This window comes from Haloarchaeobius salinus (assembly GCF_024464185.1).
GTDB classification, from domain to species: Archaea; Halobacteriota; Halobacteria; order Halobacteriales; family Natrialbaceae; genus Haloarchaeobius; species Haloarchaeobius salinus.
In genome coordinates this window covers 165,476-187,915 of the sequence record NZ_JANHAU010000005.1, presented here as the reverse complement: position 1 = coordinate 187,915, position 22,440 = coordinate 165,476, and the positions used below count along the sequence as shown (strand labels likewise).

Genomic DNA, 22,440 nt, shown 5'->3' with positions numbered 1-22,440 from the left:
GGGCTCCCGACGGCCGGGGGCACTACGAAGGATGACCGACCGCGTGATACCCGGCGAGGTCAGGACCGGGGAGGGTACGGTGACGCTGAACGAGGGCAGAGAGACCGCGGAGGTGACGGTCGCCAACACCGGTGACAGGCCGGTGCAGGTCGGCTCGCACTTCCACTTCTTCGAGGCCAACGCCGCGCTCTCGTTCGACCGCGAGGCGGCACTGGGGATGCGCCTGAACGTGCCGGCGGGGACCGCCGTGCGTTTCGAACCCGGCGACCGCGAGACCGTCGAGCTGGTCGCCCTCGGTGGAAAGCGGCGGGCGCACGGCATGAACGGACTCGTGAACGGCAGCGTCGATGGGGACCCGGGGCCGGTTCTCGAGCGGGCACGCGAGGCGGGCTTCCTGTCGGACCCAGACGCAGCTTCGGACGGGACATCGAACGGCATCGACGCCGACGGTGGAGGGTCGGCCGAATGAGCCGGGAACTGGACCGCGAGGCGTACGCGGACCTCTACGGGCCGACCACCGGCGACCGGGTCAGGCTCGGGGACACCGAACTGTTCGCCGAGGTCGAACGCGACCTGCGCACACACGGCGACGAGGCCGTCTTCGGCGGGGGGAAGACCCTCCGCGACGGGCTCGGCATGGCTCCAGGTGTGACGCAGGCCGAGGGCGCGATGGACTGGGTGCTGACCAACGCGACGGTCATCGACCCGGTCCTCGGTATCGTCGCTGCCGACATCGGCATCCGGAACGGCGAGATCGCAGGTATCGGGAAGGCCGGCAACCCGGACACGATGGACGGCGTCGACATGGTGGTCGGCCCGTCGACGGACGTCTACCCCGCGGAGGGGAAGATCGCGACCGCCGGCGCACTCGACATCCACGTCCACTGGAACTCGGCGCAGCTCCACGAGCACGCGCTCTCGTCTGGTATCACGACGATGCTCGGCGGCGGCTACGGCGGCGGCGCGACGACCTGCACGACCGGGCCGGAGAACGTCAAGTACCACCTGCAGGCCGCCGAGGCGTGGCCGGTGAACGTTGGCTTCTACGCGAAGGGCAACGCCTCGGACCCGGCACCGCTGCGAGAACAGGTCGAAGCCGGGGCCTGCGCGCTCAAGCTCCACGAGGACTGGGGGTCGATGCCCGAGGCCATCGACACGGCGCTCTCGGTCGCCGAGGACGAGGACGTCCAGGTCTGCATGCACACCGACACGCTGAACGAGGCGGGGTTCGTCGACAACACGTTCGCCGCCGTCGACGGGCGGACGATGCACCTGTTCCACATCGAGGGAGCGGGCGGCGGGCACGCACCGGACATCATGGAGATGGTCGGCGAGCCGAACATGCTCCCGTCGTCGACGAACCCCTCGATGCCGTACACGGACAACACGTTCGACGAGCATCTGGACATGGTGATGGTCTGCCACCACCTGAACCCGGACGTCCCGGAGGACGTGGCGTTCGCGGAGTCCCGGGTCCGGGCCGAGACCATCGCCGCCGAGGACGTGCTGCACGACCTGGGGGCGATCTCGATGATGACCTCCGACTCCCAGGCGATGGGCCGCATGGCGGAGGTGGTGTCCCGCACCTGGCAGACCGCCTCGAAGATGAAGGCCCAGCGTGGCCCACTCCCGGAGGACGACGGTACCGACGCCGACAACCACCGCATCAAACGGTACGTCGCCAAGTACACCGTCAACCCCGCCATCGCGGCCGGCATCGACGGGTACGTCGGGACGCTGGAGCCCGGCAAGCTCGCGGACGTGGTGCTCTGGGACCCCGCGTTCTTCGGCATCAAGCCCGCGATGACGTTCAAGGGGGGGTTCCCGGTCCACTCGGAGATGGGCGAGGCGAACGGCTCGCTGATGACCTGCGAGCCCATCCTGCAGCGCGAGCGCGCCGGGGCGGTCGGCAAGGCGAAGCAGTCGCTCTCGCTCGCGTTCGTCTCTCCGGCAGCCGCCGAAGCCGGCATCGGGGAGACGTACGGCCTCGACAAGCGGGTGGTCCCGGTCGAGGGGACCCGCACCCCCGGCAAGGGCGACATGCTGTACAACGACTACTGTCCCGACGACATCGAGGTCGACCCGGAGACGTTCGAGGTCCGCGTCGACGACGAACACGTCACCTGCGAACCGGCGTCCGAACTCCCGCTCGCACAGCGCTACCTGCTATGAAACTCACAGCCAAAGAACAGGAACGGCTCACGCTGTTCACGGCAGCAGAGGTCGCACGCCGTCGCAAGGAACGGGGCGTCGTGCTGAACCACCCGGAGGCGGTCGCCTACATCAGTGACTGGTGCATAGAGCGGGCCCGTGACGGCCAGTCCGTCGCCGAGATCCGCTCCGGCGCGTCGCAGTTGCTCGGTCGCGACGACGTGATGGAGGGCGTTCCAGAGATGATCGGCATGATACAGGTCGAGCCGGTGTTCCCCGACGGCACGAAGCTCGTGACGGTCCACGACCCGATCCGGTCCGACAGCGTTGGGACGGCAGACACCGCTGACGACGGAGGCGAGGGGCCCGAATCACCCGACGAGGTGAGCGAGGAGTGAGTCTCACCCACCGCGACGTGGCGACGGTCGGAGTCGGTGGCCCGGTTGGCTCCGGCAAGACCTCGCTGCTGACCGAACTCGTGCCCCGCCTCAGGGCGCAGGACCTCGACCTGGGCGTCATCGCGAACGACATCCTCACGCAGGAGGATGCGGACAGACTCCGTGAACGGTTCGACGGCATCGTGCCCGCGGACCTCGTGGCGGGCGTCGAGACCGGTGCCTGCCCGCACACCGGAATCAGGGAGGACCCGTCGATGAACCTCCAGCAGATCGATGCGTTCCTCGCGGCGTCCCCCGAGCTTGACGTCGTGCTCATCGAGAGCGGGGGCGACAACCTCGCGGCCACGTTCAACCCCGAGCTCGCGGACTACTCGCTGTACGTCATCAGCGTCGCCGAGGGTGACGACATCCCGCGGAAACGCGGCCCCGGCGTCGTCGACTGCGATCTGCTCGTCGTCAACAAGACGGACCTCGCACCGCACGTGGGAGCAGACCTCGACGTGATGCGGCGGGACGCGCGGGACGTCCGCGACGGCCCGGTCGTCTTCACCGACTGCAAGCGCAAGGAGGGCATCGACGAGGTGCTGCGCCACGTCAGGGAGGGGGTGCTGTTCGCCTGATGGCCACCGACCGGCCGGTCGACGGCATCGCACCACCACATCCCGCGTTCGAGTCATACGCGGCGGAGCCGGTACCGCAGGCGGCCGTCGGCGCACCGGGGAAAGAGGGCGTGCTGGAGCTTCGGTTCGCGCCGACAGCGGCGGGCACCCGGCTCGTCCACGACTACGCACGGGTGCCGTTCCACGTCTCCGGCACGCTCGGTCACGACCCCCACCCGGACGCCGAGACGGTGTTCGTCCAGTCGCCCACCGGGGGCATCGCACAGGGCGACCGCCTCGACGTGACGGTCGAGGTCGAGGGCGACGCCGTCGCGCACGTCTCCACCGGGGCCGCGACCAAGGTCCAGTCGATGAGCTGCAACTACGCCGCCGCCGAGACGCGTCTCGAGGTCGGCACCGGCGGCCATCTTGACTACGTGCCGGAACCGACGATCGTCAACGCCGACGCCCGGTACTGCAACGAGCTGTCGCTGACGCTCGAAGACGGAGCGACCGCCGTCGTCGGCGACGTGGTGGTGCCGGGCAGACTCGCACGTGGCGAGCGGTTCGCGTTCGAGCGGTACCTCTCCAGGCTCACCGTGACCGGACCGGACGGCCTGCTGGTCACCGACACGACCCACCTCGCACCCGGGGAGCGCGACCCGACCGTCGCCGGCGTCCTCGACGAGTTCGAGGTGTACGGCACCCTGTACGTCCTCGCTCCGAACCGGGACACGGCCGCCATGAGCGACGCCATCCACGCGGCCGTCGACGACGGGGAGGCGTGTGCCGGTGCCGCTGAACTCCCGAACGGTGCGGGCGTCTCCGTGCGGGCACTGGCGGGCCGCAGCGAGACCGTCCAGGCGGCTCTCCATCTGGCCTGGGACCGGGCACGGCGGACGCTGCTGGACGCACCGGCACCGGCCGGGAGGAAGTACTGATGCTGGTCGCCGACCGCTACCTCGGGCACAGAGACGACGGGTCCGTCGCGACCCGACTCGCCGACACGTCGCCTGCATCCGTCCACGACGTGGTGCTCTCGGAGACTGACCGGCGTCGCTCCCGGGTCCGCACCACGACGACGACGGGTCGTGACCTCGGCGTCCTGGTTGCTCGGGACCTCGCCGACGGCGACGTGCTGGCGACGGAGGATGGGGAGCTGGTCGTCGTCGAACTCGAACCCGTCGACGCACTCGTCCTCGACCTCGCGGTGGCCGACATCTCTGTCGAGGAGGCGCTCGAACTCGGACACGCGCTCGGCAACCGCCACTGGGACCTCGCGATGCGCGGCTCGGAGGCGCTGTTCCCGGTTCCGGACACACGTGACCGGATGCGTGCGACGGTCCGGAGTCTCGTGCCCGAGGGCGTGCCCGTCAACTTCGAGTCCGTCCCGCCGACGACGTTCGACGACGGCGGGGGGCCGCGACACAGACATGTCCATGACATCCCACCCGACGAGACGGTCGGGCTCGACGTCCGCTCCGCGGACGGTGGTGACGGATGACCGACGTGGCTTCCCTGTCTGCGTTCCGGCTGGCGGACTCGTTCCTCCCCATCGGGACGGACAGCGTCTCGTACGCGCTCGAGCAGTTCGTGGCGGAGGACCGTGTCACGGACGCCGCGGACCTCGAGGCGTTGCTCGCGACGTATCTGCGGCGGCTGCTCGGGCCGTGTGAACTGGTGGCGTTGCGTGCCGCCCACGCCGCCACGTTGGCGGCGGATATCGAGGATGTCTACGAGGCGGACCGCCGACTGACCGCCACGACCCTCCCGGCGGAGTTCCGCGAGAGTGCCGAGCGGGCTGGCGACCGACTCCTCACCGTCCAGCGTGACCTCCGTGACGACCCCCGACTCGACCGGTACGGCCGTGTCGTCGACCGGGACGACTCGCCCGGCAACTTTCCGGTGGTGCTCGGCGTCGTCACCGCGGTCGACGGTATCGACGAGCGGACCGCCTGTGCCCTCTGCTGTCACGGGTTCCTGACTGGACAGGTCGGTGCCGCCCAGCGACTCATGTCGCTCGGGCACAGCGACGCCCAGCGCGTCCTCGACGCACTCCAGCCGGTCGTCGTCCAGGCGATCGACGACAGCGAAGACAGGTCGCTGGACGAGATGACGCCGTTCGCCCCGCTCGTTGACGTGCTCTCCGCGACCCACGAGCGCGCGGACCGCCGGCTCTTTCTCAGCTGAGGGGGCCCGGTGACCGGACGATGCCCCCAGCCCACCGACGGAGGTCCCTCACGGAGATGCAAGGAGGAAGCTCACGACCTCAGTCGTGGGTCGATGACGGACACGCCTATTGCGCTGCAGCACTCGGGGTGAGGTAACGGATGGAGCCGTCGGCCCGCATCGCCGCCGTCGCGCCTGCCTTCGTCGAGCGAGCGACGGCGACGCAACTCGAGGACTGGCTCGCGTACTTCGAGCCGGACGTGGTGGTACTGGCCGGAACCGAGCCGGCACGCCGGGCCAGCAGCGCACTCCGGCGCGTCACCGGCGACGAGACGGTCGTCTTCGACCCGAACGGCCACGACCCGAGACGGGGCCCGCGAACCGTCGCCGGTGTCCAGTTCGTGCTGGCACCGACGACTGACGACCTCGCCACCGTCGACCCGGACGGGCCGGCGTTCGTCCTCTCCGGGCTGCTCTCGCTGGACGTGGACCGGGCCGCACTGTCGACCTCGCTCGACGGGCTGGCTGCCTATCGCGAGGCACTCGGGAGAGCCGCGGCTGCGGACACGCTGGTCCACCTCTCCGTGCGGCTCCCGGCCGAATACCGCCGCGAGTGGGATGGACTCACCGTCGTCGGTGCCGGGGCCGACGCGGGCGTGGGCGACGAACCGCTGGTCGCGCTCGACTGTGTCGGCGACGGGCAGGTGCTCACGCGGTCCCTCGACCGCTCGAACCTCGGGTTACAGGCGCTCGACGGCGTCGGCGACACCCGCGCACGGCGGCTCCGCGAGGCCGGATTCGGGAGCCGGGCGGCCGTCGCCGAGGCGTCGGTCGAGACGCTGGCCGGACTCGACGGCCTGGGTGCGTCGTCCGCCGGACGCATCGCGGAGAGCGCCCGGGCCGTCGCGGACGGAGCGGTCGTCCGTCGCTCCGATACCCCGCTGCCCGCCGGCGAACCGGTGTTCGTCGACATCGAGACAGACGGTCTGACCCCGACAATCACGTGGCTCGTCGGCGTGCTCGACGGCACGGCCGACGACGGCACCTACCGGTCGTTCCTCCAGCGCGACCCCGACGACCCCGGAGGGGCCATCCGCGAGTTCCTCGCGTGGTACGACGCGGAGGCCGCCGACCGTCCCGTCGTCGCCTACAACGGCTGGAGATTCGACTTCCAGGTGCTCGGCGAGCACGTCGCCGAGTACTGTCCCGAGTTCGAGCCGGTCTGGAACGCGATGGACCGGTTCGACCCGTACCGCTGGGCCGTCCGGGACGACAACGCCGTCCTCCCCGGCCGGACCAACAAGCTCGAGGACGTCGCGGCGGCGCTCTGCCACGAGACAGCCGACACCGGGCTGACCGGGGCCGCCGTCGCACGCGCCTACCGCGCCTGGATGGACGACCCGTCACCGGAGACCGAACTCGACTGGGAGCGCTTCGACACCTACTGCGAGGACGACGTCCGAGCCCTCGCGACGATCTGGGCCGCGCTCCGGGGGAGCGACCGTGTTGTCTCGACGGCGGGCACCGATGCCGGGACGGACGACACCACGCAGGGCACGCTCTCGGACTGGTGAGACACGATGAGTCAGGACACACCCACCGACGCACCGACCTCCGCAGACCGGCTGCAGGAGTCGTATCCGGAATACGAGGGCCAGCTCCAGCACGCCGAGACCATCCCGGAACGACCGGCGCACACCGTGGACCCACACGAGGTGCTGCGTGCCGACCTCGCGGGTAGGTTCTCGGACGCCGTCGGCGATCTTTACACCCACCAGGCGCGGGCGCTGAACGTCCTCGACGATGGGGAGAACGTCTGCGTCGCCACCTCGACCTCGTCGGGCAAGACGTACGTCTACGCGCTCCAGATCGCCCGGAACCACCTCGCGGACCCGGAGTCGACGGCGCTGCTGGTCTACCCGACGAAGGCACTCTCCCGCGACCAGGAGCAGGAGCTCAACGAGTTCTTCGCCGGCCTCGGACTCGACCTCTCGGTACGGGTGTACGACGGCGACACGCCGGGCGACCGTCGGCGACACATCCGCGAGAACGCCGACGTCGTCATCACGAACTTCGCCGGCGTGAACACGTACCTCGGCCACCACGGCGGCTGGCGGCGCTTCTTCGCGAACTGCGAGCTGCTCGCGGTCGACGAGTCCCACACCTACACCGGCGTCCACGGGATGCACGTCGCGTGGACCGTCCGCCGGTTGCGACGCATCCTCGCCCACTACGGCAGCGACCCGCAGGTCGTCTGCACCTCCGCGACGGTCGGGAACCCCGCCGAGCACTCGGAACGCCTCGTCGGGAAGCCCTTCGCGGTCGTCGACCGGGATGGCTCCCCCCGGGGGAGCCGCGACGTCGCGTTCTGGAAGCCACCCGTGGACGAGGACGAACTCGACGAGGACGCCGACTTCGAGGCGTTCCGCGCGGCGACGACGAGCCCGGTCTGGGAGGGGGCGTCCATCCTCGCCCACCTCGGCCTGCACGGGCTCCAGACGCTCATGTTCGCCCGGAGCCGGAAGAACGCGGAGCTGGGCGCGAAGTACGCCGGCGACGCCGCGAGCAAGCACCCGCGACACGGCCACGTCGACGTCGCACCGTACCACGCGGGTCTGGGCAAGGAGACCAGACGGGGCACCGAGTACGAGTTCAAGACCGGCCAGCTCGACGGCGTCACCTCGACGAACGCGCTCGAACTCGGCATCGACGTGGGCTCGATGGACGCGACGATACTCACGGGCTATCCCGGCACCAGACAGTCGTTCTGGCAGCAGGTGGGCCGCTCCGGTCGGGGGACCAGCGACGCCCTCTCGGTGTTCGTCGCCCGTGCCGACGCCATCGACCAGTACATCCTCGACCATCCGGAATACGTCCTCGGCGACGCCATCGAGGACGGCGTCGTCGGGCTGGAGAACAACCCCGTCTACGCCGAGCACGTCCGCTGTGCCGCACACGAGAAGCCCCTCACGGAAGGCGACCGGGCGTGGTTCGACGGCGAGCGCCTCGACCGCGCCGTCGAGATGTGGGCCGACGCCGGCCAGCTCGCCGGCGACCTCGAAAGGGCAGTCCGCTACACCGGCCCACCCAGACCGCAGGCGGACGTGTCGATGTACGGCGCGGCCGACACCCAGTTCGTCGTCCGTCGCGCCGACGGCGACATCGACATGGAGCCGGTCGACCGCGACCGGGCCTACCGCGACCACCACGAGGGTGCGCTGTTCCTCCACGCCGGCGCGCAGTACCTCGTCACCGAGTTCGTCGAGGACGCCCCCCAGCCGTACATCACTGTCGAGCGCGTCCGCACCGACGAGTACACCGAGACCACCTCCGAGAAGACCATCCGCGAGCTGGAGGTCGAGGAGCGGCGCGAGCTCGGCGACGGCTACGCGGTCGCCTACGGCACGGGCACCGTCGAGATACACTACACGCACTACCAGCGCAAGAACATCAGCACCGGACAGGCGACGACGCCGCTCCAGCCGACCGGTCTCCCGCCGGTCGAACTCAGGACCGACCTCGTGTGGATCGAGACGCCACCCGGCCTCCGGGACGAGATACTCGCAGACGTCGGGGGGCTGGACCCCGCCACGGCGAGCGAGGGCGAGGTGATGGACGTGTTCGGCGGTGGCCTCCACGGTGCGGAGCACGGCATGATCAAGCTCACGCCGCTGGAGCTCAGACTGGACACGGGCGACCTCGGCGGGCTGAGCACGCCGCTGCACCCCGAGACCGGCGTCCCGACGTGGTTCATCCACAGCGCGGTCGAGGGTGGGCTCGGCTTCGCGCGGCGCATCTACGAGCGGACGGAGTCGCTCGCCCGCCGGACCCGCGAGCGCGTCGCCGGCTGTGACTGTTCGGGCACCGGTGGCTGTCCGGCGTGCATCATGGATTCCCAGTGCGGCAACCAGAACCAGTTCCTCCACACCGAGTCGACGGTCGCCGTGCTGGACGAGGTGCTCGACCGGCTCTGACGGGCCGGCTGCCTCGCAGTCTGGCAGTTCACCATCGTCTCGAACGTCCTGCTGTTGCTGGTGCCGCCACGGAATCCGCGTCGACACCGGGCCACAGTGTTATCAGAACTGATACCGTAGTGTGGGTATGGCAGACGACAAACGCGGCAGGGAGAAACAGGCCCGTGACGCGGACATGCGGCAGCGAAAGCGCGCCATCCTCGAGGAGCTGGAGCGCACGAGCGAATCAGAGCCCAGTGTCGACTTCGAAACCCTCGCGGAGGCCGAGGCCGCGCTCGAAACCGTCTCCTTCCCGGCGACGGGACGGCAGGTCGTCGAGGTGATAGGCGGGATCGAGCTCGGTGCACGGGAGGGTCCGGTGCAGGCCGACGAACTGCTGCCGAACGCCGACGCGGAGACGTTCGACTCACCGACTGCGGTCAGGCGACGGCTCCAGCGCCCCACCGTCGCCTCGGCGATGAAGCGCGTCGTGGAGGCGGTAGACCAGGCTCGTCACGTCGAACTGAGCAGTTCGCAGCGTGACGCCTACGAGAAGACGTTCACGTCGCTGGAGGACCTCGCCCCCGACGACGAGGACGAGGGGATTCCCTACATCCGTGACTGGATACTCGACCAGATATCACACGATAGCGAGCTCCCGGGGTCGCGTTCCGTGCGGCGCGAGGCGGCGAAGTTCGCCCGCAAGAACGGCTACCCCGTCGCGAACGACGAGTGGCTGGGGGTCTGACCCCGAACCGGGGTCTCGGTCGCGAAACGTACTCGCGAACCGGTAGTCTCGAGCTACACGACGGGAGCTCCCCCGACTGTCGACGCCACTGCCCGGGCGAAAACGCCGCCGTACCGCTGCTCGACGACGCATAACTAACCGGCTGCGTGAGTTACCGATACTGTCCTGCGGATACCGAGCAACTCGTCCTGAGCGGTGAGACGGCTCCGAGTGTCCCACCGTGGGCCTTGGGCCGATTTCGGTAGTGTGGGCAGTCACGGAGGTACTCCGATGATCGAATCGAGCGAGAGACGTGGCGATACAACCAGAACTCATGTCAATCGAATACGTACAGACCGACGAGGAACGAATCGAAGAACTCGAGCGGAGCCTCCGGGGGCAACTGTTGCTGCCGGACGACGATGGCTATCACGAGGCACGACAGGTGTGGAACGCGATGATCGACCGCCGGCCGGCGCTCGTCGTCCAGTGTGCGGGGCCAGCCGACGTGCAGGCCGCCGTGAACTACGCCCGGGAGACCGACCAGCTAGTGTCCGTGAAGTCCGGGGGTCACAACATCGCGGGCACCGCCGTGGGCGAAGACGCCGTCATGCTCGACCTCTCCGGGATGAACTCGGTTCGCGTCGACCCGGATGCGAGGACGGTCCGGGTGGAACCGGGTGCCGTGCTCAACGAGCTCGACCACGAGACGCAGGCACACGGGCTCGCGGTCCCGGTCGGCTACAACTCCACCACCGGCATCGCCGGACTCGCCCTCGGTGGCGGGTTCGGATGGCTCTCCAGGACGTACGGACTGACGTGCGACAACCTGCTCTCGGCCGATGTCGTGACCGCTGCTGGTGAACTCGTCCACGCGAGCGCCGAGGAGAACGAGGACCTCTTCTGGGGGCTCCGGGGCGGGGGCGGCAACTTCGGTGTCGTCACCTCCTTCGAGTTCCAGCTCCACGAGGTCGGCCCCGAGCTGCTGGCGGGACTGCTCGTCCACCCGTTCGAGGACACGCAGTCCGTCCTCACGGCGTACCGTGAGTTCGTCGCCGACGCACCCGACGAGGCGACGGTCTGGTTCGTGATCCGCGATGCGCCCCCGCTCGAGTTCCTCCCCGAGGAGTGGCACGGCGAGCGCGTGCTCATCCTCGCCGCCTGCTACGCCGGCGATATGTCCGACGGTGAGCGGGTGCTCCAGCCGTTGCGCGACATCGGTGACCCCATCGCCGACGTCGTCGGCCCGCACCGGTACACCGAGTGGCAGCAGGCGTTCGACCCACTCGGGTCCGAAGGGGTGCGCAACTACTGGAAGTCACACAACTTCGAGGCGCTCACCGACGAAATAATCGAGACCTACGTCGAGTACGGGGAGAGGCTCCCCTCGGCGGACTCCGAGATCGCCTGTGCCCAGCTCGGTGGGGCGATAAACGACGTCGACGTGGCGGCGACCGCCTACCCCCACCGGAACGCGAAGTTCCTGATGAACCTCCACACGCGCTGGGAGGACCGCGAGCGCGACGACGAATGCATCGAGTGGACCCGCGAGTTCCACGAGGCCATGACGCCGCACGCGACCGGTGGTGTCTACGTCAACTTCCTGCCCGAGACCGACGGCGCTGCCCAGGCGGCCTACCGCGAGAACTACGAACGCATGGTCGACCTGAAGACGACGTGGGACCCCGAGAACCGGTTCCGGCTGAACCACAACGTCGAGCCCGCGACGGACGACCGTTCGATGTGACTGGTGGTGTCCAGTGAAACCACCCTACTACGGGTCGAACGACACGCTCGCACGGTCGGACGGGTCGCCCGTCACCGCCCGGGTTCGAACACGTGGACGGTGTCCCGCTTCGTCGTTCCGGAGTCGACCTCCCGCAGTCCGTGGGCGGTGAACGTCTCGTTCCAGTCGCGGTAGAAGAGGGGGATTCCCTCCCCTACCTCCCTGGTCGTTCCGGGCTCCTCTCCCTCGTTCTCGACGACCACGAGTAGCGACCCGGTCACCCGCGCGACCTCCGCGAACACCCATGCCTCGTCGGGGTGGACGTGCTGGAGCGTCTCGACGGTGAACACGGCGTCGAACGCGTCGTCCGCGAGTTCGGGGAGGAACTCCTCGATGGCGGCGACGTGGAACGTCCCGGTCGCTGCCAGTTCCTCGTACGTCTCCGCCAGCACGTCGAGCGCATCCGCGTTGACGTCGATGCCCGTGAGATCCGTGAAGCCTGCATCCGCCAGCGCGGCGAGGTGACGGCCGGAGCTGCAGCCGAGCTCCAGCACGCTCGCGTCACGGCCGACGCGCTCTGTGAGCGTCTCGGCCAGCAACTCGGTCGCCTCGTCCGACCCGCGGTGGGCGTAGTAGCGCGGCGAGTACTCGCCGGACCGGTCCGCCCACTCGCGTCGGACGTCGTTGGAATCCACGTTCGGTAGCGGCGAGCCGGCCGTAAAACTCTGCCGACACGACCATCAGCCGATCTCTCGACCCCCCTACAGTTCGACGGTGCCGAGGTCCGACTCCAGGTCCGCGACGAACTCGTTGTAGGCGTCGACGAAGCCGGCGAACCGCGGTGCGTACTCCCGCACGTCGGCCGCCGACGGCTGGTCGTACTGCGAGAGCAGGTAGAGGCCGCCGGAGCCACCCACACGGAGGTACGACGTGCCGTCCTCGTCCCACTTCAGCTCCCATCGGTCCCCGTCGACCCGCTCGGTGAACGTGCCGTAGTCGCCGCCCTCGTACCGGCGGAGCTCGGCGGCGATGGTGTCACAGACCTCCCTGATGCGGTCGGTGACGCGGTCGCGCTCCGCGACGACGGTGTCGGTGCTCGCCACGTCGGGGAACTCGGTCGAGACGCCGTCGAGGACGCCGCTTCGTTCCTCGACGTACCGGTCGAACGCGGCGACGAACGCGTCGTAGTCCGCCATCGCGGTCGCCAGCGGGCCGGGCTCCGGCGGCTGCTTCGTCGAGATGACGTACACGTCGTCGCCGCGTTTGGGCTCGAACAGCAGGAACTCGAGGTCGCCGCCCTCGTACTTCACGGTCCACTCGCCGGCGTCGGTGGTGAACGATTCGCGGCCGTAGTCGCCGCCCTGGAGCCGGGCGAGCTGGTAGGCGATGCCGCCGGCGTGGTCGCGGACCGCGGCGACCAGTTCGTCCCGGTGTTCGATGGCGTCGGTCGGGTCCGCGGGCTCGCGTGGGGGCCAGTCTGTCACACTCCGACCAGTCTTCGGAGGCAGATAACTGGTCTGGTGTCGGTCGTCGTGGACCGGGGTTCCTCGAACCCTAGCTATTTTCTGTGCCAAGCCGTCCCAGTATGCATGTCATCGATTGATCGAAGCGACGTCGAGGCGGTCGTCAGGCGGCACGGCCTCGCCCCCGACGACGAGACCGTCGCGGCGTTTCTCGAGGCCACCCAGGACCTGTCCACACAGTACGGCGGCCTCGCAGCCGAGCACTTGGCGAGTGAGAACCACGTCGATCCGACCCCCGGCGACGACGAGTACAACGCCTTCCGCTACCGGTTCGAACTCGGCGACGGTGACGGGCGGCTGTCGGACCTCGACGTCGCAGTCAAGGAGAACGTCGTCGTGGCCGGGGTCCCCTCGACGTGTGGCTCACCGGGTCTCGAGTACGAACCCCCGCACAATGCGACCGTCGTGGACCGTCTCGTCGACGACGGGGCGACGCTCCTCGGGACGACGAACATGGACGAGTTCGCGTTCTACATCACCGGCGAGACGTGTGCGCACGGTCGGACGGGCAACCCGGCCGTCGACGGCTGTGTCCCCGGTGGCTCCTCGAGCGGCAGTGGGGCGGCCGTCGCGGCCGGGTACGTCGATGCCGCGCTGGGGACCGACACCGGCGGGTCCGTCCGAATCCCGGCCTCGTTCTGTGGGGTCGTCGGCGTCAAACCGACACACCAGCGCGTCTCCCGCTTCGGCGTCGTCGACCTCTCGCACTCGCTGGACCACGTCGGGCCACTCGCCGGTGACGTACGGACCGCAGCACGGGTCCTCGAGACAATCGCGGGCCCGGACGTGGCCGACCCGTCGACGCGCGGGACGCCCGAGCCGACCGGCTACGTCGATGCGGTCGACGCGGGTGTCGACGGGCTCGACATCGGTGTCGTGGCGGAGGCGATGGCGACCAGCGAGGACGCCGTCGCCGCGCGGGTCTCGGAGACGGTGGATGAGCTGGCCGAGGCAGGCGCGACCGCCGAGGAGACCTCGCTGGCGGGCTACGCGACGATGGGACCGGCCGTCGGAGCCATCGCCGGCCTCGAGTTCGCGGCCTTCGTCGGGGCGAACGGTGCCTCGTACTCGACGGGCACCGGCACGACGGAGGCTCTCAGGGAGGCGTTGGCCGCAGCGAACGAGCGGGGCGAGTTCGGGGAGGACGTCATGGGCCTGCTCGTCACGAACGGTGTCGTGGCCGACGGCGATGGGGCCGAGTACGTCGCGGCGAAGGGGATGCAACGGCAGTTCACCCGAACCGTCGCCGATGCGCTCGCGGAGTACGACGCGCTCGTCATGCCGACGACGCCGATCCCCGCGCCCCAGTTCGGCGAACTCGAGGGGATGGACGGCCTCCTCAGGGCGGTCGAGAACACGGCCCCGTTCAACTGCAGCGGCACCCCGGCCGTCTCGGTCCCCTGCGGCGCGGTCGGCGGCAAGCCCGTGGGGCTCCAGGTGGTCACGGACTGGAACGACGAGGCGACCGCGCTCAGTGTGGCGGGTGCCGTCGAAGCGCTCTGAGGGGGCAGTGAAGGAGCCTGACTCCCTGACAGGACGACCGTTCATCAGTGAACACAACTATTGAACACGTTCGGTGAACAAGGCTACTGCTGTCGATTATCGCGGCCAACGTCGGCTGGCCGTCGCGGTCACCGTCGACGTTGGCGGCGTTGTCACCGAGCCAGTTGGTGTTCCCGTTCCGCTCTCTCCCACACAGCCCGCCGGGGTCATCGGACCCACGGGTTCCGAAGCTTGTCGCCCGACGTCGTTCACCCTCCGGTCAGCTGGAGCGAACGAAAGCAACGATCTCCCGAATCGAAGTGGAGAACTCTCGGTGAAGGTGGCACAGATACTCCCGCCAAAGCAGTGATTTCGGGGACCCGGTGGCGTTCGACCCGTGCTAGCACGTGCGTACTCCCGTACAGCGACGAAACAGCTAGCCCCGCGGCGTCTGCAGTATGGCCTGTGTAGTCCTCGGTCTCCCGCCGTAAGGAATCAATAGCAAAGCCGAATCCACGCATTCGCGGCAAGAATGAGCGATGCACCACCTCCCTGGGAGGAGTTGGACGAGTCCACCCTGGAGAGCGACGGGCTGGTCCAACGTCCGACCCCGAGTCAGGTGTCGGCGGCCACGGCTCGAACGTTGCGATTCGGCGCGAAGGCACTGGTCACGTCGCGGGATCGCGTCCTCCTCGTCCGCGAGCAACGAGACGACGGCTCGACGTTCTGGACGCTACCCGGCGGCGGTCTGGAACATGGCGAGACGGCCCGAGAGTGCCTCGCGCGGGAGCTCCGCGAGGAGATCGCCTGCGGGTGTACTCCCGGTGCTATCGTCGCCCGGTGCCAGTATCAGCATACGACCCGCCCCGATACGACGACGCTCTACACCGTGTTCGAGACGACCCTCGCCGACCAGCCGACACCGAACGGTAGTGAAGATGTCATCGCCTGCGAGTGGATCGACCCTGCACACCCCCCGAGCGGTACCATCGACCCGTTCGAGACCATCATCGCACGCCTCACCCGCTGACGGCAGGTCCCCGTGCTTCCCTCCGCGACCGAGTGGGTGACGAGGGTCGGCTGGAGACGTGTCGAACATCCTGTCATCGCAGCCTCACGAGCGACCTGTGACGTCATCCTAAACAGTCATAATTCGGGAATACTGCTGCAATGACACCGAGAATATATTTCCTGGTGTTCGCTCGAGATACCCTGGGCGGCCCGCTCGGCTTCGGCACTGCTGTCGCGGCCAAAGTGATATATTCGCGTTTCCTGACCAGTGGTCCGTGGCAGAACTACTCGACGGAAGAACGGCGGTTGTAACGGGCGGTGCAAGCGGGAACGGGCGGGCAATCGCGATCCGACTTGCGGAGTTCGGGGCGAACGTCGTCGTCGTCGCCGACGTCCGCGAGGACCCGCGTGAGGGCGGTGTTCCGACCCACGAACTGATCGCGTCCGAGGACGGCGTCGAATCCGAGTTCCTCGGCTGTGACGTGACACGGTGGGGGGACGTCGTGGCAGCCATCGACCGCGCCGAGGAACTCGGTGGATTCGACATTATGGTCAACAATACAGGTATCCTCGAAAGCGGACCGATAACCGAGCTCACCGAAGGGGAGTTCGACGCGGTGATGGACGTCAACGTCATGGGTACCTTCCTCGGGTCGAAGGCAGCCGCCGAGGCGATGCGGCGGGCGAGACGCAGTCGCCGATGGCGTGGGTCTCCTCGTTGGCTTTGAGCTCCCGGTAGAGGTCGTCATCGGACTCCCGCATCGTGGTAGACACGTCTCCATTCCGCAAACGAGCCGTCGACGGCTCACGGTTCGTGCACGCCATCTCTTCCCACGACAGCTCGTCCCCCGGGGGCTGCCTCTGGAGAAACACCTAACTGGCGGTCCCCGAAACCTGCCGAACATGCAGAGCCAGAACCCGGCGACGGAGCGACCCGTCCGCGAGTACGACTCGGACTCTGACGAAGAGATCGACGACGCCCTCGAACGGGCGACCACGGCATACGACGACTGGCGTGCCCGCCCCATCGAGGAGCGACAGACGATGCTCGCCGACGTGGCGAGCGTCCTCCGCGAGAACGTCGAGGAGTACGCCCAGCTCATCACGACCGAGATGGGGAAACCGATCTCTGAGTCCAGAAGCGAGGTCGAGAAGTGCGCCTGGGTGTGTGACTACTACGCCGAACACGCCGGCGCGCACCTCGCCGACGACCGGCTCGCGACGGTCCCCGAGGCGAACACGAAGGTCGTCTACGAGCCGCTCGGTGCCGTCCTCGCCGTGATGCCGTGGAACTACCCGTTCTGGCAGGTGTTCCGGTTCGCCGCGCCGACCCTCACCGCCGGTAACGTCGGTCTACTCAAGCACGCGTCGAACGTCCCCGGGTGTGCCCTCGCAATAGAGGAGATATTCGAGTCAGCGGGCTATCCGGAGGGGGTGTTCACGACGCTGCTGGTCGGCTCGGGGGACGTCGAACGGGTCCTCGCCGACGACCGGGTCCGGGCCGCCACGCTCACCGGCAGCGAGTACGCCGGCCGCAAGGTCGCCGAGACCGCCGGCTACCACCTGAAGAAGACCGTCCTCGAACTCGGCGGGAGCGGGCCCTACGTCGTCCTCGACGACGCCGACCTGGATGCCGCCGTCGAGACGGCCGTGACCGCCCGCTTCATGAACACCGGCCAGTCGTGCATCGCGGCGAAGCGCTTCGTCGTCGTCGACGAGGTGTACGACGAGTTCGTCGACCGGTTCACGAGCGCCGCCGCGGAGCTCACCGTCGGGGACCCGTCGGCCGACGAGACCGACATCGGTCCGCTGGCGAAGGCGACGTTCGTCGACGAACTCCACGAGCAGGTCGAGGAGAGTGTCGAGGCCGGTGCGGCGCTCGAACTCGGGGGCGAACCGCTCGAGAGACAGGGCCACTACTACGCGCCCACCGTGCTCACCGACGTGCCCCGGAGTGCGCCTGCGGCGTGCGAGGAGACGTTCGGCCCCGTCGCGACCGTCTTCCGGGTCGACGACGAGCAGGGCGCGGTCGAACTCGCGAACGACTCTCGCTTCGGTCTCGGAGCCAGCGTCTGGACGCAGGACCGCGACCGGGGCGAACGCATCGGTCGCCAGCTCGAGACGGGTGCTGTCTTCGTCAACGAACTCGTGAAGTCCGACCCGCGCGTTCCGTTCGGCGGCATCAAGGCCTCCGGCTACGGGCGCGAACTCTCGAAGCAGGGCATCCGCGAGTTCGTCAACCGGAAGACGCTCTGGGTCCAGTGAGGGTTCGAGGCGTCCCCGTGGCACCACGTGACCGCCACCGATAGAACCAAGACGGACGCCCCGGAAAGCGCAGTCACTGCCGAACATCCGGTCGAGCCGGTCGACAGTCCGCGGTCCAGCCAGCGGTGCGGTCGTGCCGGGCCCGTCGAGCGGCTCCACCGGGTGTCCGGGCGGAGCCCATCGACATGACGACAGTAAGCCACCAGATCGTGCAGACGCTGGAAGATCTCGACGTAGAGTACCTCTTCGGCTACCCCGGCGGCCGGGCCATCGAGCTCCTCGAAGCGCTCGTCGACTCGGACATCGAGGTCGTCCGGCCACGCGACGAACGCGAGGCGAGCGTGATGGCCGAGTTCTACGGCCGCTACCACCAGGAACCCGGCGTCTTCACCGGGCAGGGGCCGTGGGTCGGGAGCATCGGTGCCATCGGACAGATGGAGGCGAGTCTCGGCTCCTCGCCGATGGTCGCCATCACGGAGGCCAGCGAGCGCGGCGACTACTCCACGCTCGCACCGTACCAGCAGGCCCGCGGTGACTACGGCGGGTTCTCCCTCCCGAAGATCCTCGACGGCATCACCAAGGAGTGGTGGTTCCCGCGGACGCCGAACGAGACACTGCGGAGCCTGCAGCTCTCGTTCAAGCACGCCACTGCCGGCCGGCCCGGCCCGACTGCGGTCATACTGGACGGCGACGCCGTCACCAGCGAGGTCCCCGAGGACGACGTCCCACCCGTCTGGTCGCCCGAGCGGCAGACGCGGAACTGGCAGTCCGCGCCGACGGACGCCGACGTGCGCGAGGCGGCGGACGCCCTCTCGAACGCCGACCGTCCCGTCATCGTCGCGGGCAACGGCGTGCACGCCTCGCAGTGCTACGACGAACTGCAGGTCGTGGCGGAGGCCTACGATGCGGTCGTCGTCACCTCGTATCTCGGCAAGTCGACGATCCCGGAGACACACGAGCGCGCAGCGGGCGTCATCGGCTCGTTCGGCCACGAGGGCGCGAACCAGGTCGTGAGCGAGGCGGATACGCTGCTGGTCGTGGGCTGTCGGATGAACCCGATGGACACCAACTGGCAGGCCGCCTCGTTCATCCGTCCCGACGAGCAGACGATCATCCACGCCGACATCGACACCCGGAACGCCGGCTGGGTGTACCCGGCCGACGTGGGCCTCATCGGGGACGCCGGCAAGAGTCTGGCGTCGCTCGCCGTCGCCTCCGGCGGCGGCACCGGCTGGGCGAAAGAGCGCGCCGCCGAGGCGCGCGAGGACTTCTCGGTCCCGGAGTGCGACTCCGACGACACCCCCATCATGCCACAGCGCGCGGTCGCCGCAATCGACCGGATCGTCGACGAGGACACCATCGTCACGGCCGACTCGGGCAACAACCGGTTCTGGCTGCTCAACTACCTGCAGACGCCCGCAGTCCGGACGTACTTCGGCAGCGGCGGCGTCGGCGGGATGGGCTGGGCAGGGCCCGCCGGGGTCTCGGCCGCAATCACGACCGACAAGGACGTCGTGGCGGTCGCGGGCGACGGCGGCTTCACGATGACGATGACCTGTGTCGAGACCGCCGTCGAGTACGGCGTCGCGCCGACGTTCGTCGTGCTCAACGACACCTCCCTGGGGATGGTCCGGCAGATGGACGACCAGATCCCCGGCGTCGAGTTCCACGACACCGACTTTTCGACCGTCGTCTCCGGGTTCGGTGCCGACGCGATGCGCGTCGACGACCCGGCGGACCTCGACGACAGGCTCGCCGAGGCGAAGACGAACGACGTGCCGACGGTCGTCGACGTGCGCATCGACCGCGAGCCCGACATGGTCGAGAGCCTCCAGTCGTCGTTCTACGCCGAGGTCGGCGGGCTCCACGAGTAAGCGTCAGGAGCCGCTGACAGCGCAACGCTTTTTGCGAGTTCGTGTGACGGTCGAAGGGATGGCAGCAAGCAACACCGTCCTAGTCACTGGTGGTACCGGATTCATCGGTTCGTACGTCGCGAAGGACCTGCTCGACCACGGGCACGACGTGGTGGCGTACGACCTGTCGACGGACCCGCGCATCCTCGAGAAGCTGGGTATCGCCGACGAGGTGGAGATCCGCCGCGGCGACGTGAGCGACCCGACCGATGTGGTGAACGCGGTGGCGGAGACGGACACGACGCACATCGTGCATCTCGCGGCGCTGTTGACGAACACGGCGGAGTCGAACCCCCGCGCCGCCATGCAGGTGAACATCGAGGGGACGAACAACATCTTCGAGGCCGCCCGCACGCTCGACGACCAGGTCGAACGGGTCGCGTGGGCGTCTTCGGCGGCCGTCTACGCACCGCCGGCGAACTACGACGACGGCGGGGACTGGTGGGTGACCGAGGACGACCTCGTCTACCCGGACACGCTCTACGGCGCGACGAAGGAGTACAACGAGCACCAGGCTCGGGTGTACAACGAGGAGTTCGGCGTCGACCACGTCGCGATTCGCCCCACCGTGGCGTACGGCCCGTACCGTGAGACCGGTGGGTCGGCGTTCCTCGCGAACATCGTCGAGAAGCCCGCCGTCGGGGAGTCGTTCTCCGTCGAGTACGGCGATCAGGAGATCGACTGGCAGCACGTCGAGGACATCGCCCAGGCGTTCCGCCTCGCGGCGTTCACGCCCGAAGAGGACCTCAGCCAGCGGGTGTACAACGTCCGGGGCGAGCTGGCGTCCATCCGCGAGGCCGCCGAGACCGTCGAGTCCATCATCCCTGACGCCGAGATCGAGGTGAGCGACGAGGGTGAACTGCCGTGGACCCAGCGCCTGGACATGACCGCGTTCCAGGAGGACACCGGGTACGAAGTCGAGTACGACCTCGAGTCCGGCTTCCGGAGGTACATCGACGTGCTCCGCGAGGAGGCCGGCCTCGAACCGCTGTAACGGAACTGCACCGGAGGTATCGTCAGTACGAAACGAGAGGAAGGTGGGGCCGCAGGCACGGACTGGTCGAAAGGGACCCGTCGACCAGTTACCTTCCTCGGAACATAGTTTGGCCGATTCTGGTTATTGTTATCCTGTGACTGAAAAGGAGCGAGTCGACCCAGCGGCGGACGCCGACGGCGGTCTCAGTTCTGGGTCTGGCTGTACTGGTCGACCCACTCCTTGAGGGTGATGCCCATGGCGGACTGGGTGATGGCGTTCGAGGACGCCGAGTTCGCGCTCTTGACGAGTTCGGCCTCCATCGTCCGGGTGGGCACCTCGCCGAGGAAGTGGGGGATGGCGCGCTGGACGGCCAGGGGTGTGCCGACCTCGTGGGCGAGAGCGTAGCCGGAGATGGAGTGGGGGATCTCCTCGCTGGCGTAGTGCTCGCGGTCGGGCTCGTCGAGTATCTCCGCATCGACGAAGTCGACGTACTCGTAGGCCTTGCCGACGTCGTGGAGCAGGCAGGCGGCGACGACGACGTCCATGTCCGGGTCCGCGCCGTGGAACTCGCGCTGAATCTCGGCGGACTCGATGGCGATCTTCGTCACCCCGCGGACGTGCTCGACGTTGGTGACCTCGTGGATGTTCCAGGCGTAGGGGATGTCGGAGATGTCCTGCCAGCCGCCGCGCTCGAGCCCGAGCGTCCACGCCTCGACGACCTGCTCGCGCAGTTCATCGTCCTCGATGTGCTCCAGTTCGGGGTAGGCGTCCCGGACCTGTGCCTCGTAGTCGCGTCCGGTGGTCTCAGTATCCGTCGGCATCGGTCTCGTCCTTCCAGACCTTCTCCTGCCCGATGAACCGGGGGCGCTCCTCGACGGCGAGGAAGTTGTTCACGTCCTCGCGGGCCTTCGCCGCGACCTCGCGGGTGGGGTCGTAGTCGCGGGAGCCCTCGCTGCCGAGTGCCTCGTAGAGGTCGTCGAGGTCCTCGAAGTAGAGCTCGGCGACGCCGTCGAACTCGGCGTTCTCGGGATCGGTCGGGTAGACCGTCTGGTAGCGGACGACGCCCTCGATGTCCTTCGCAAGGGGCGAGTGGTTGTTCTCCCAGTAGTCGCGGAACTCCTCGTGGCTCATCCCGTCCTGCCGGACCAGCAGCGCCGAGTGCTTGTAGAGGCCGTCGGTGTCGCCGTCGACCTCGTCTTTCCAGACCTTCTCCTCGCCGATGAACCGGGGGCGCTTCTCGACGTCGAGGAAGTTGTCGACGTCCTCGCGGGCCTTCGCTGCGACCTCGCGGGTGGGGTCGTAGTCGCGGGAGCCCTCGCTACCGAGTGCCTCGTGGAGGTCGTCGAGCGTCTCGAAGTAGAGTTCGGCGATCCCGTCGAACTCGGCGTGCTCCGGCTCGGTGGGATAGACCGTCTGGTAGCGGACGACGCCCTCGATGTCCTTCGCCAGTGGCGAGTGGTTGTTCTCCCAGTAGTCGCGGAACTCCTCGTGGCTCATCCCGTCCTTCCGGACGAGCAGCGCTACGTGCTTGAACATGCGAGTGAGGA

General features: G+C 68.4%; 21 protein-coding genes. 17 read left to right on the top strand and 4 right to left on the bottom strand.

Features of this window, described 5'->3' with window-relative positions; genetic code table 11:
- Positions 1-31: 31 nt before the first annotated feature.
- From NO345_RS16135 to NO345_RS16085, 11 genes are all read left to right on the top strand, one after another.
- Positions 32-469, top strand: a complete 438-nt coding sequence (locus NO345_RS16135; RefSeq protein WP_256300910.1) for an urease subunit beta — start codon at positions 32-34, stop codon at positions 467-469.
- Complete coding sequence (gene ureC / locus NO345_RS16130) at positions 466-2,172, top strand: urease subunit alpha (protein WP_256300908.1); 1,707 nt, start codon at positions 466-468, stop codon at positions 2,170-2,172. Before NO345_RS16135 ends, ureC begins: the two co-directional genes overlap by 4 nt.
- Positions 2,169-2,549: an urease subunit gamma gene (locus NO345_RS16125; RefSeq protein WP_256300907.1), complete on the top strand. Its 381-nt coding sequence runs from the start codon at positions 2,169-2,171 to the stop codon at positions 2,547-2,549. The genes ureC and NO345_RS16125 overlap by 4 nt, the downstream gene beginning before the upstream one ends.
- Positions 2,546-3,169 carry an urease accessory protein UreG gene (gene ureG, locus NO345_RS16120; RefSeq protein WP_256300905.1) on the top strand — a complete coding sequence of 208 codons (624 nt, stop codon included), beginning with the start codon at positions 2,546-2,548 and terminating at the stop codon, positions 3,167-3,169. Before NO345_RS16125 ends, ureG begins: the two co-directional genes overlap by 4 nt.
- Entirely contained in the window at positions 3,169-4,089 is a 921-nt protein-coding gene (gene ureD / locus NO345_RS16115; RefSeq protein ID WP_256300903.1) for an urease accessory protein UreD, read from the top strand. Before ureG ends, ureD begins: the two co-directional genes overlap by 1 nt.
- Positions 4,089-4,652: an urease accessory protein UreE gene (locus NO345_RS16110; RefSeq protein WP_256300901.1), complete on the top strand. Its 564-nt coding sequence runs from the start codon at positions 4,089-4,091 to the stop codon at positions 4,650-4,652. The genes ureD and NO345_RS16110 overlap by 1 nt, the downstream gene beginning before the upstream one ends.
- Complete coding sequence (locus NO345_RS16105) at positions 4,649-5,338, top strand: urease accessory protein UreF (RefSeq protein WP_256300900.1); 690 nt, start codon at positions 4,649-4,651, stop codon at positions 5,336-5,338. Before NO345_RS16110 ends, NO345_RS16105 begins: the two co-directional genes overlap by 4 nt.
- Before the next feature lie 140 nt (positions 5,339-5,478).
- Positions 5,479-6,891, top strand: coding sequence for a ribonuclease H-like domain-containing protein (locus NO345_RS16100; protein WP_256300898.1), 1,413 nt, complete (start codon positions 5,479-5,481; stop codon positions 6,889-6,891).
- Between the two features lie 6 nt (positions 6,892-6,897).
- On the top strand, positions 6,898-9,291 hold the full coding sequence (locus NO345_RS16095; protein WP_256300896.1) for a DEAD/DEAH box helicase: 2,394 nt from the start codon (positions 6,898-6,900) through the stop codon (positions 9,289-9,291).
- A gap of 127 nt (positions 9,292-9,418) precedes the next feature.
- Positions 9,419-10,018, top strand: coding sequence for a DUF5789 family protein (locus tag NO345_RS16090; protein ID WP_256300894.1), 600 nt, complete (start codon positions 9,419-9,421; stop codon positions 10,016-10,018).
- Between the two features lie 313 nt (positions 10,019-10,331).
- Positions 10,332-11,744 (top strand): FAD-binding oxidoreductase, encoded by a 1,413-nt coding sequence (locus NO345_RS16085; RefSeq protein ID WP_256300892.1) that lies wholly within the window; start codon positions 10,332-10,334, stop codon positions 11,742-11,744.
- A 71-nt stretch (positions 11,745-11,815) separates the two neighbouring features.
- Here NO345_RS16085 and NO345_RS16080 read toward each other — a convergent pair whose 3' ends face one another.
- Entirely contained in the window at positions 11,816-12,418 is a 603-nt protein-coding gene (locus tag NO345_RS16080; protein ID WP_256300891.1) for a class I SAM-dependent methyltransferase, read from the bottom strand.
- A gap of 66 nt (positions 12,419-12,484) precedes the next feature.
- A complete protein-coding gene (locus NO345_RS16075) occupies positions 12,485-13,207 on the bottom strand; it encodes a profilin-fold protein (RefSeq protein WP_256300889.1) in 723 nt (240 codons plus the stop codon).
- 105 nt (positions 13,208-13,312) lie between these two features.
- On the opposite strand from NO345_RS16075, the gene NO345_RS16070 reads away from it, so the two are divergent.
- The 6 genes from NO345_RS16070 to NO345_RS16045 all read left to right on the top strand — a co-directional run bounded on the left by NO345_RS16070 (position 13,313) and on the right by NO345_RS16045 (position 20,911).
- The gene (locus NO345_RS16070) at positions 13,313-14,749 is read left to right on the top strand and encodes an amidase (protein ID WP_256300887.1); all 1,437 of its coding nucleotides are present in this window, start codon (positions 13,313-13,315) and stop codon (positions 14,747-14,749) included.
- Between the two features lie 511 nt (positions 14,750-15,260).
- A complete protein-coding gene (locus tag NO345_RS16065; protein WP_256300885.1) occupies positions 15,261-15,758 on the top strand; it encodes an NUDIX hydrolase in 498 nt (165 codons plus the stop codon).
- A 256-nt stretch (positions 15,759-16,014) separates the two neighbouring features.
- Positions 16,015-16,467 carry an SDR family NAD(P)-dependent oxidoreductase gene (locus NO345_RS16060; RefSeq protein ID WP_256300883.1) on the top strand — a complete coding sequence of 151 codons (453 nt, stop codon included), beginning with the start codon at positions 16,015-16,017 and terminating at the stop codon, positions 16,465-16,467.
- A gap of 175 nt (positions 16,468-16,642) precedes the next feature.
- Entirely contained in the window at positions 16,643-18,004 is a 1,362-nt protein-coding gene (locus tag NO345_RS16055) for an NAD-dependent succinate-semialdehyde dehydrogenase (protein ID WP_256300881.1), read from the top strand.
- A 185-nt stretch (positions 18,005-18,189) separates the two neighbouring features.
- A complete protein-coding gene (locus NO345_RS16050) occupies positions 18,190-19,878 on the top strand; it encodes a thiamine pyrophosphate-binding protein (RefSeq protein ID WP_256300879.1) in 1,689 nt (562 codons plus the stop codon).
- A 58-nt stretch (positions 19,879-19,936) separates the two neighbouring features.
- Complete coding sequence (locus tag NO345_RS16045; RefSeq protein WP_256300877.1) at positions 19,937-20,911, top strand: NAD-dependent epimerase/dehydratase family protein; 975 nt, start codon at positions 19,937-19,939, stop codon at positions 20,909-20,911.
- A gap of 185 nt (positions 20,912-21,096) precedes the next feature.
- Here NO345_RS16045 and NO345_RS16040 read toward each other — a convergent pair whose 3' ends face one another.
- Both NO345_RS16040 and NO345_RS16035 read right to left on the bottom strand, forming a co-directional pair.
- A complete protein-coding gene (locus tag NO345_RS16040; protein ID WP_256300875.1) occupies positions 21,097-21,714 on the bottom strand; it encodes an HD domain-containing protein in 618 nt (205 codons plus the stop codon).
- On the bottom strand, positions 21,698-22,429 hold the full coding sequence (locus tag NO345_RS16035; RefSeq protein WP_256300873.1) for an EthD domain-containing protein: 732 nt from the start codon (positions 22,427-22,429) through the stop codon (positions 21,698-21,700). The genes NO345_RS16040 and NO345_RS16035 overlap by 17 nt, the downstream gene beginning before the upstream one ends.
- Positions 22,430-22,440: the final 11 nt, after the last annotated feature.

Excerpts from the sequence above, each read along its gene's own strand:
- NO345_RS16135 (WP_256300910.1), top strand. The coding sequence starts at position 32 with ATGACCGACCGCGTGATACCCGGCGAGGTCAGGACCGGGGAGGGTACG.
- ureC (WP_256300908.1), top strand. The coding sequence starts at position 466 with ATGAGCCGGGAACTGGACCGCGAGGCGTACGCGGACCTCTACGGGCCG.
- NO345_RS16125 (WP_256300907.1), top strand. The coding sequence starts at position 2,169 with ATGAAACTCACAGCCAAAGAACAGGAACGGCTCACGCTGTTCACGGCA.
- ureD (WP_256300903.1), top strand. The coding sequence starts at position 3,169 with ATGGCCACCGACCGGCCGGTCGACGGCATCGCACCACCACATCCCGCG.
- NO345_RS16110 (WP_256300901.1), top strand. The coding sequence starts at position 4,089 with ATGCTGGTCGCCGACCGCTACCTCGGGCACAGAGACGACGGGTCCGTC.
- NO345_RS16105 (WP_256300900.1), top strand. The coding sequence starts at position 4,649 with ATGACCGACGTGGCTTCCCTGTCTGCGTTCCGGCTGGCGGACTCGTTC.
- NO345_RS16100 (WP_256300898.1), top strand. The coding sequence starts at position 5,479 with ATGGAGCCGTCGGCCCGCATCGCCGCCGTCGCGCCTGCCTTCGTCGAG.
- NO345_RS16095 (WP_256300896.1), top strand. The coding sequence starts at position 6,898 with ATGAGTCAGGACACACCCACCGACGCACCGACCTCCGCAGACCGGCTG.
- NO345_RS16090 (WP_256300894.1), top strand. The coding sequence starts at position 9,419 with ATGGCAGACGACAAACGCGGCAGGGAGAAACAGGCCCGTGACGCGGAC.
- NO345_RS16085 (WP_256300892.1), top strand. The coding sequence starts at position 10,332 with ATGTCAATCGAATACGTACAGACCGACGAGGAACGAATCGAAGAACTC.
- NO345_RS16070 (WP_256300887.1), top strand. The coding sequence starts at position 13,313 with ATGTCATCGATTGATCGAAGCGACGTCGAGGCGGTCGTCAGGCGGCAC.
- NO345_RS16065 (WP_256300885.1), top strand. The coding sequence starts at position 15,261 with ATGAGCGATGCACCACCTCCCTGGGAGGAGTTGGACGAGTCCACCCTG.
- NO345_RS16055 (WP_256300881.1), top strand. The coding sequence starts at position 16,643 with ATGCAGAGCCAGAACCCGGCGACGGAGCGACCCGTCCGCGAGTACGAC.
- NO345_RS16050 (WP_256300879.1), top strand. The coding sequence starts at position 18,190 with ATGACGACAGTAAGCCACCAGATCGTGCAGACGCTGGAAGATCTCGAC.
- NO345_RS16045 (WP_256300877.1), top strand. The coding sequence starts at position 19,937 with ATGGCAGCAAGCAACACCGTCCTAGTCACTGGTGGTACCGGATTCATC.
- NO345_RS16040 (WP_256300875.1), bottom strand. The coding sequence starts at position 21,714 with ATGCCGACGGATACTGAGACCACCGGACGCGACTACGAGGCACAGGTC.
- NO345_RS16035 (WP_256300873.1), bottom strand. The coding sequence starts at position 22,429 with ATGTTCAAGCACGTAGCGCTGCTCGTCCGGAAGGACGGGATGAGCCAC.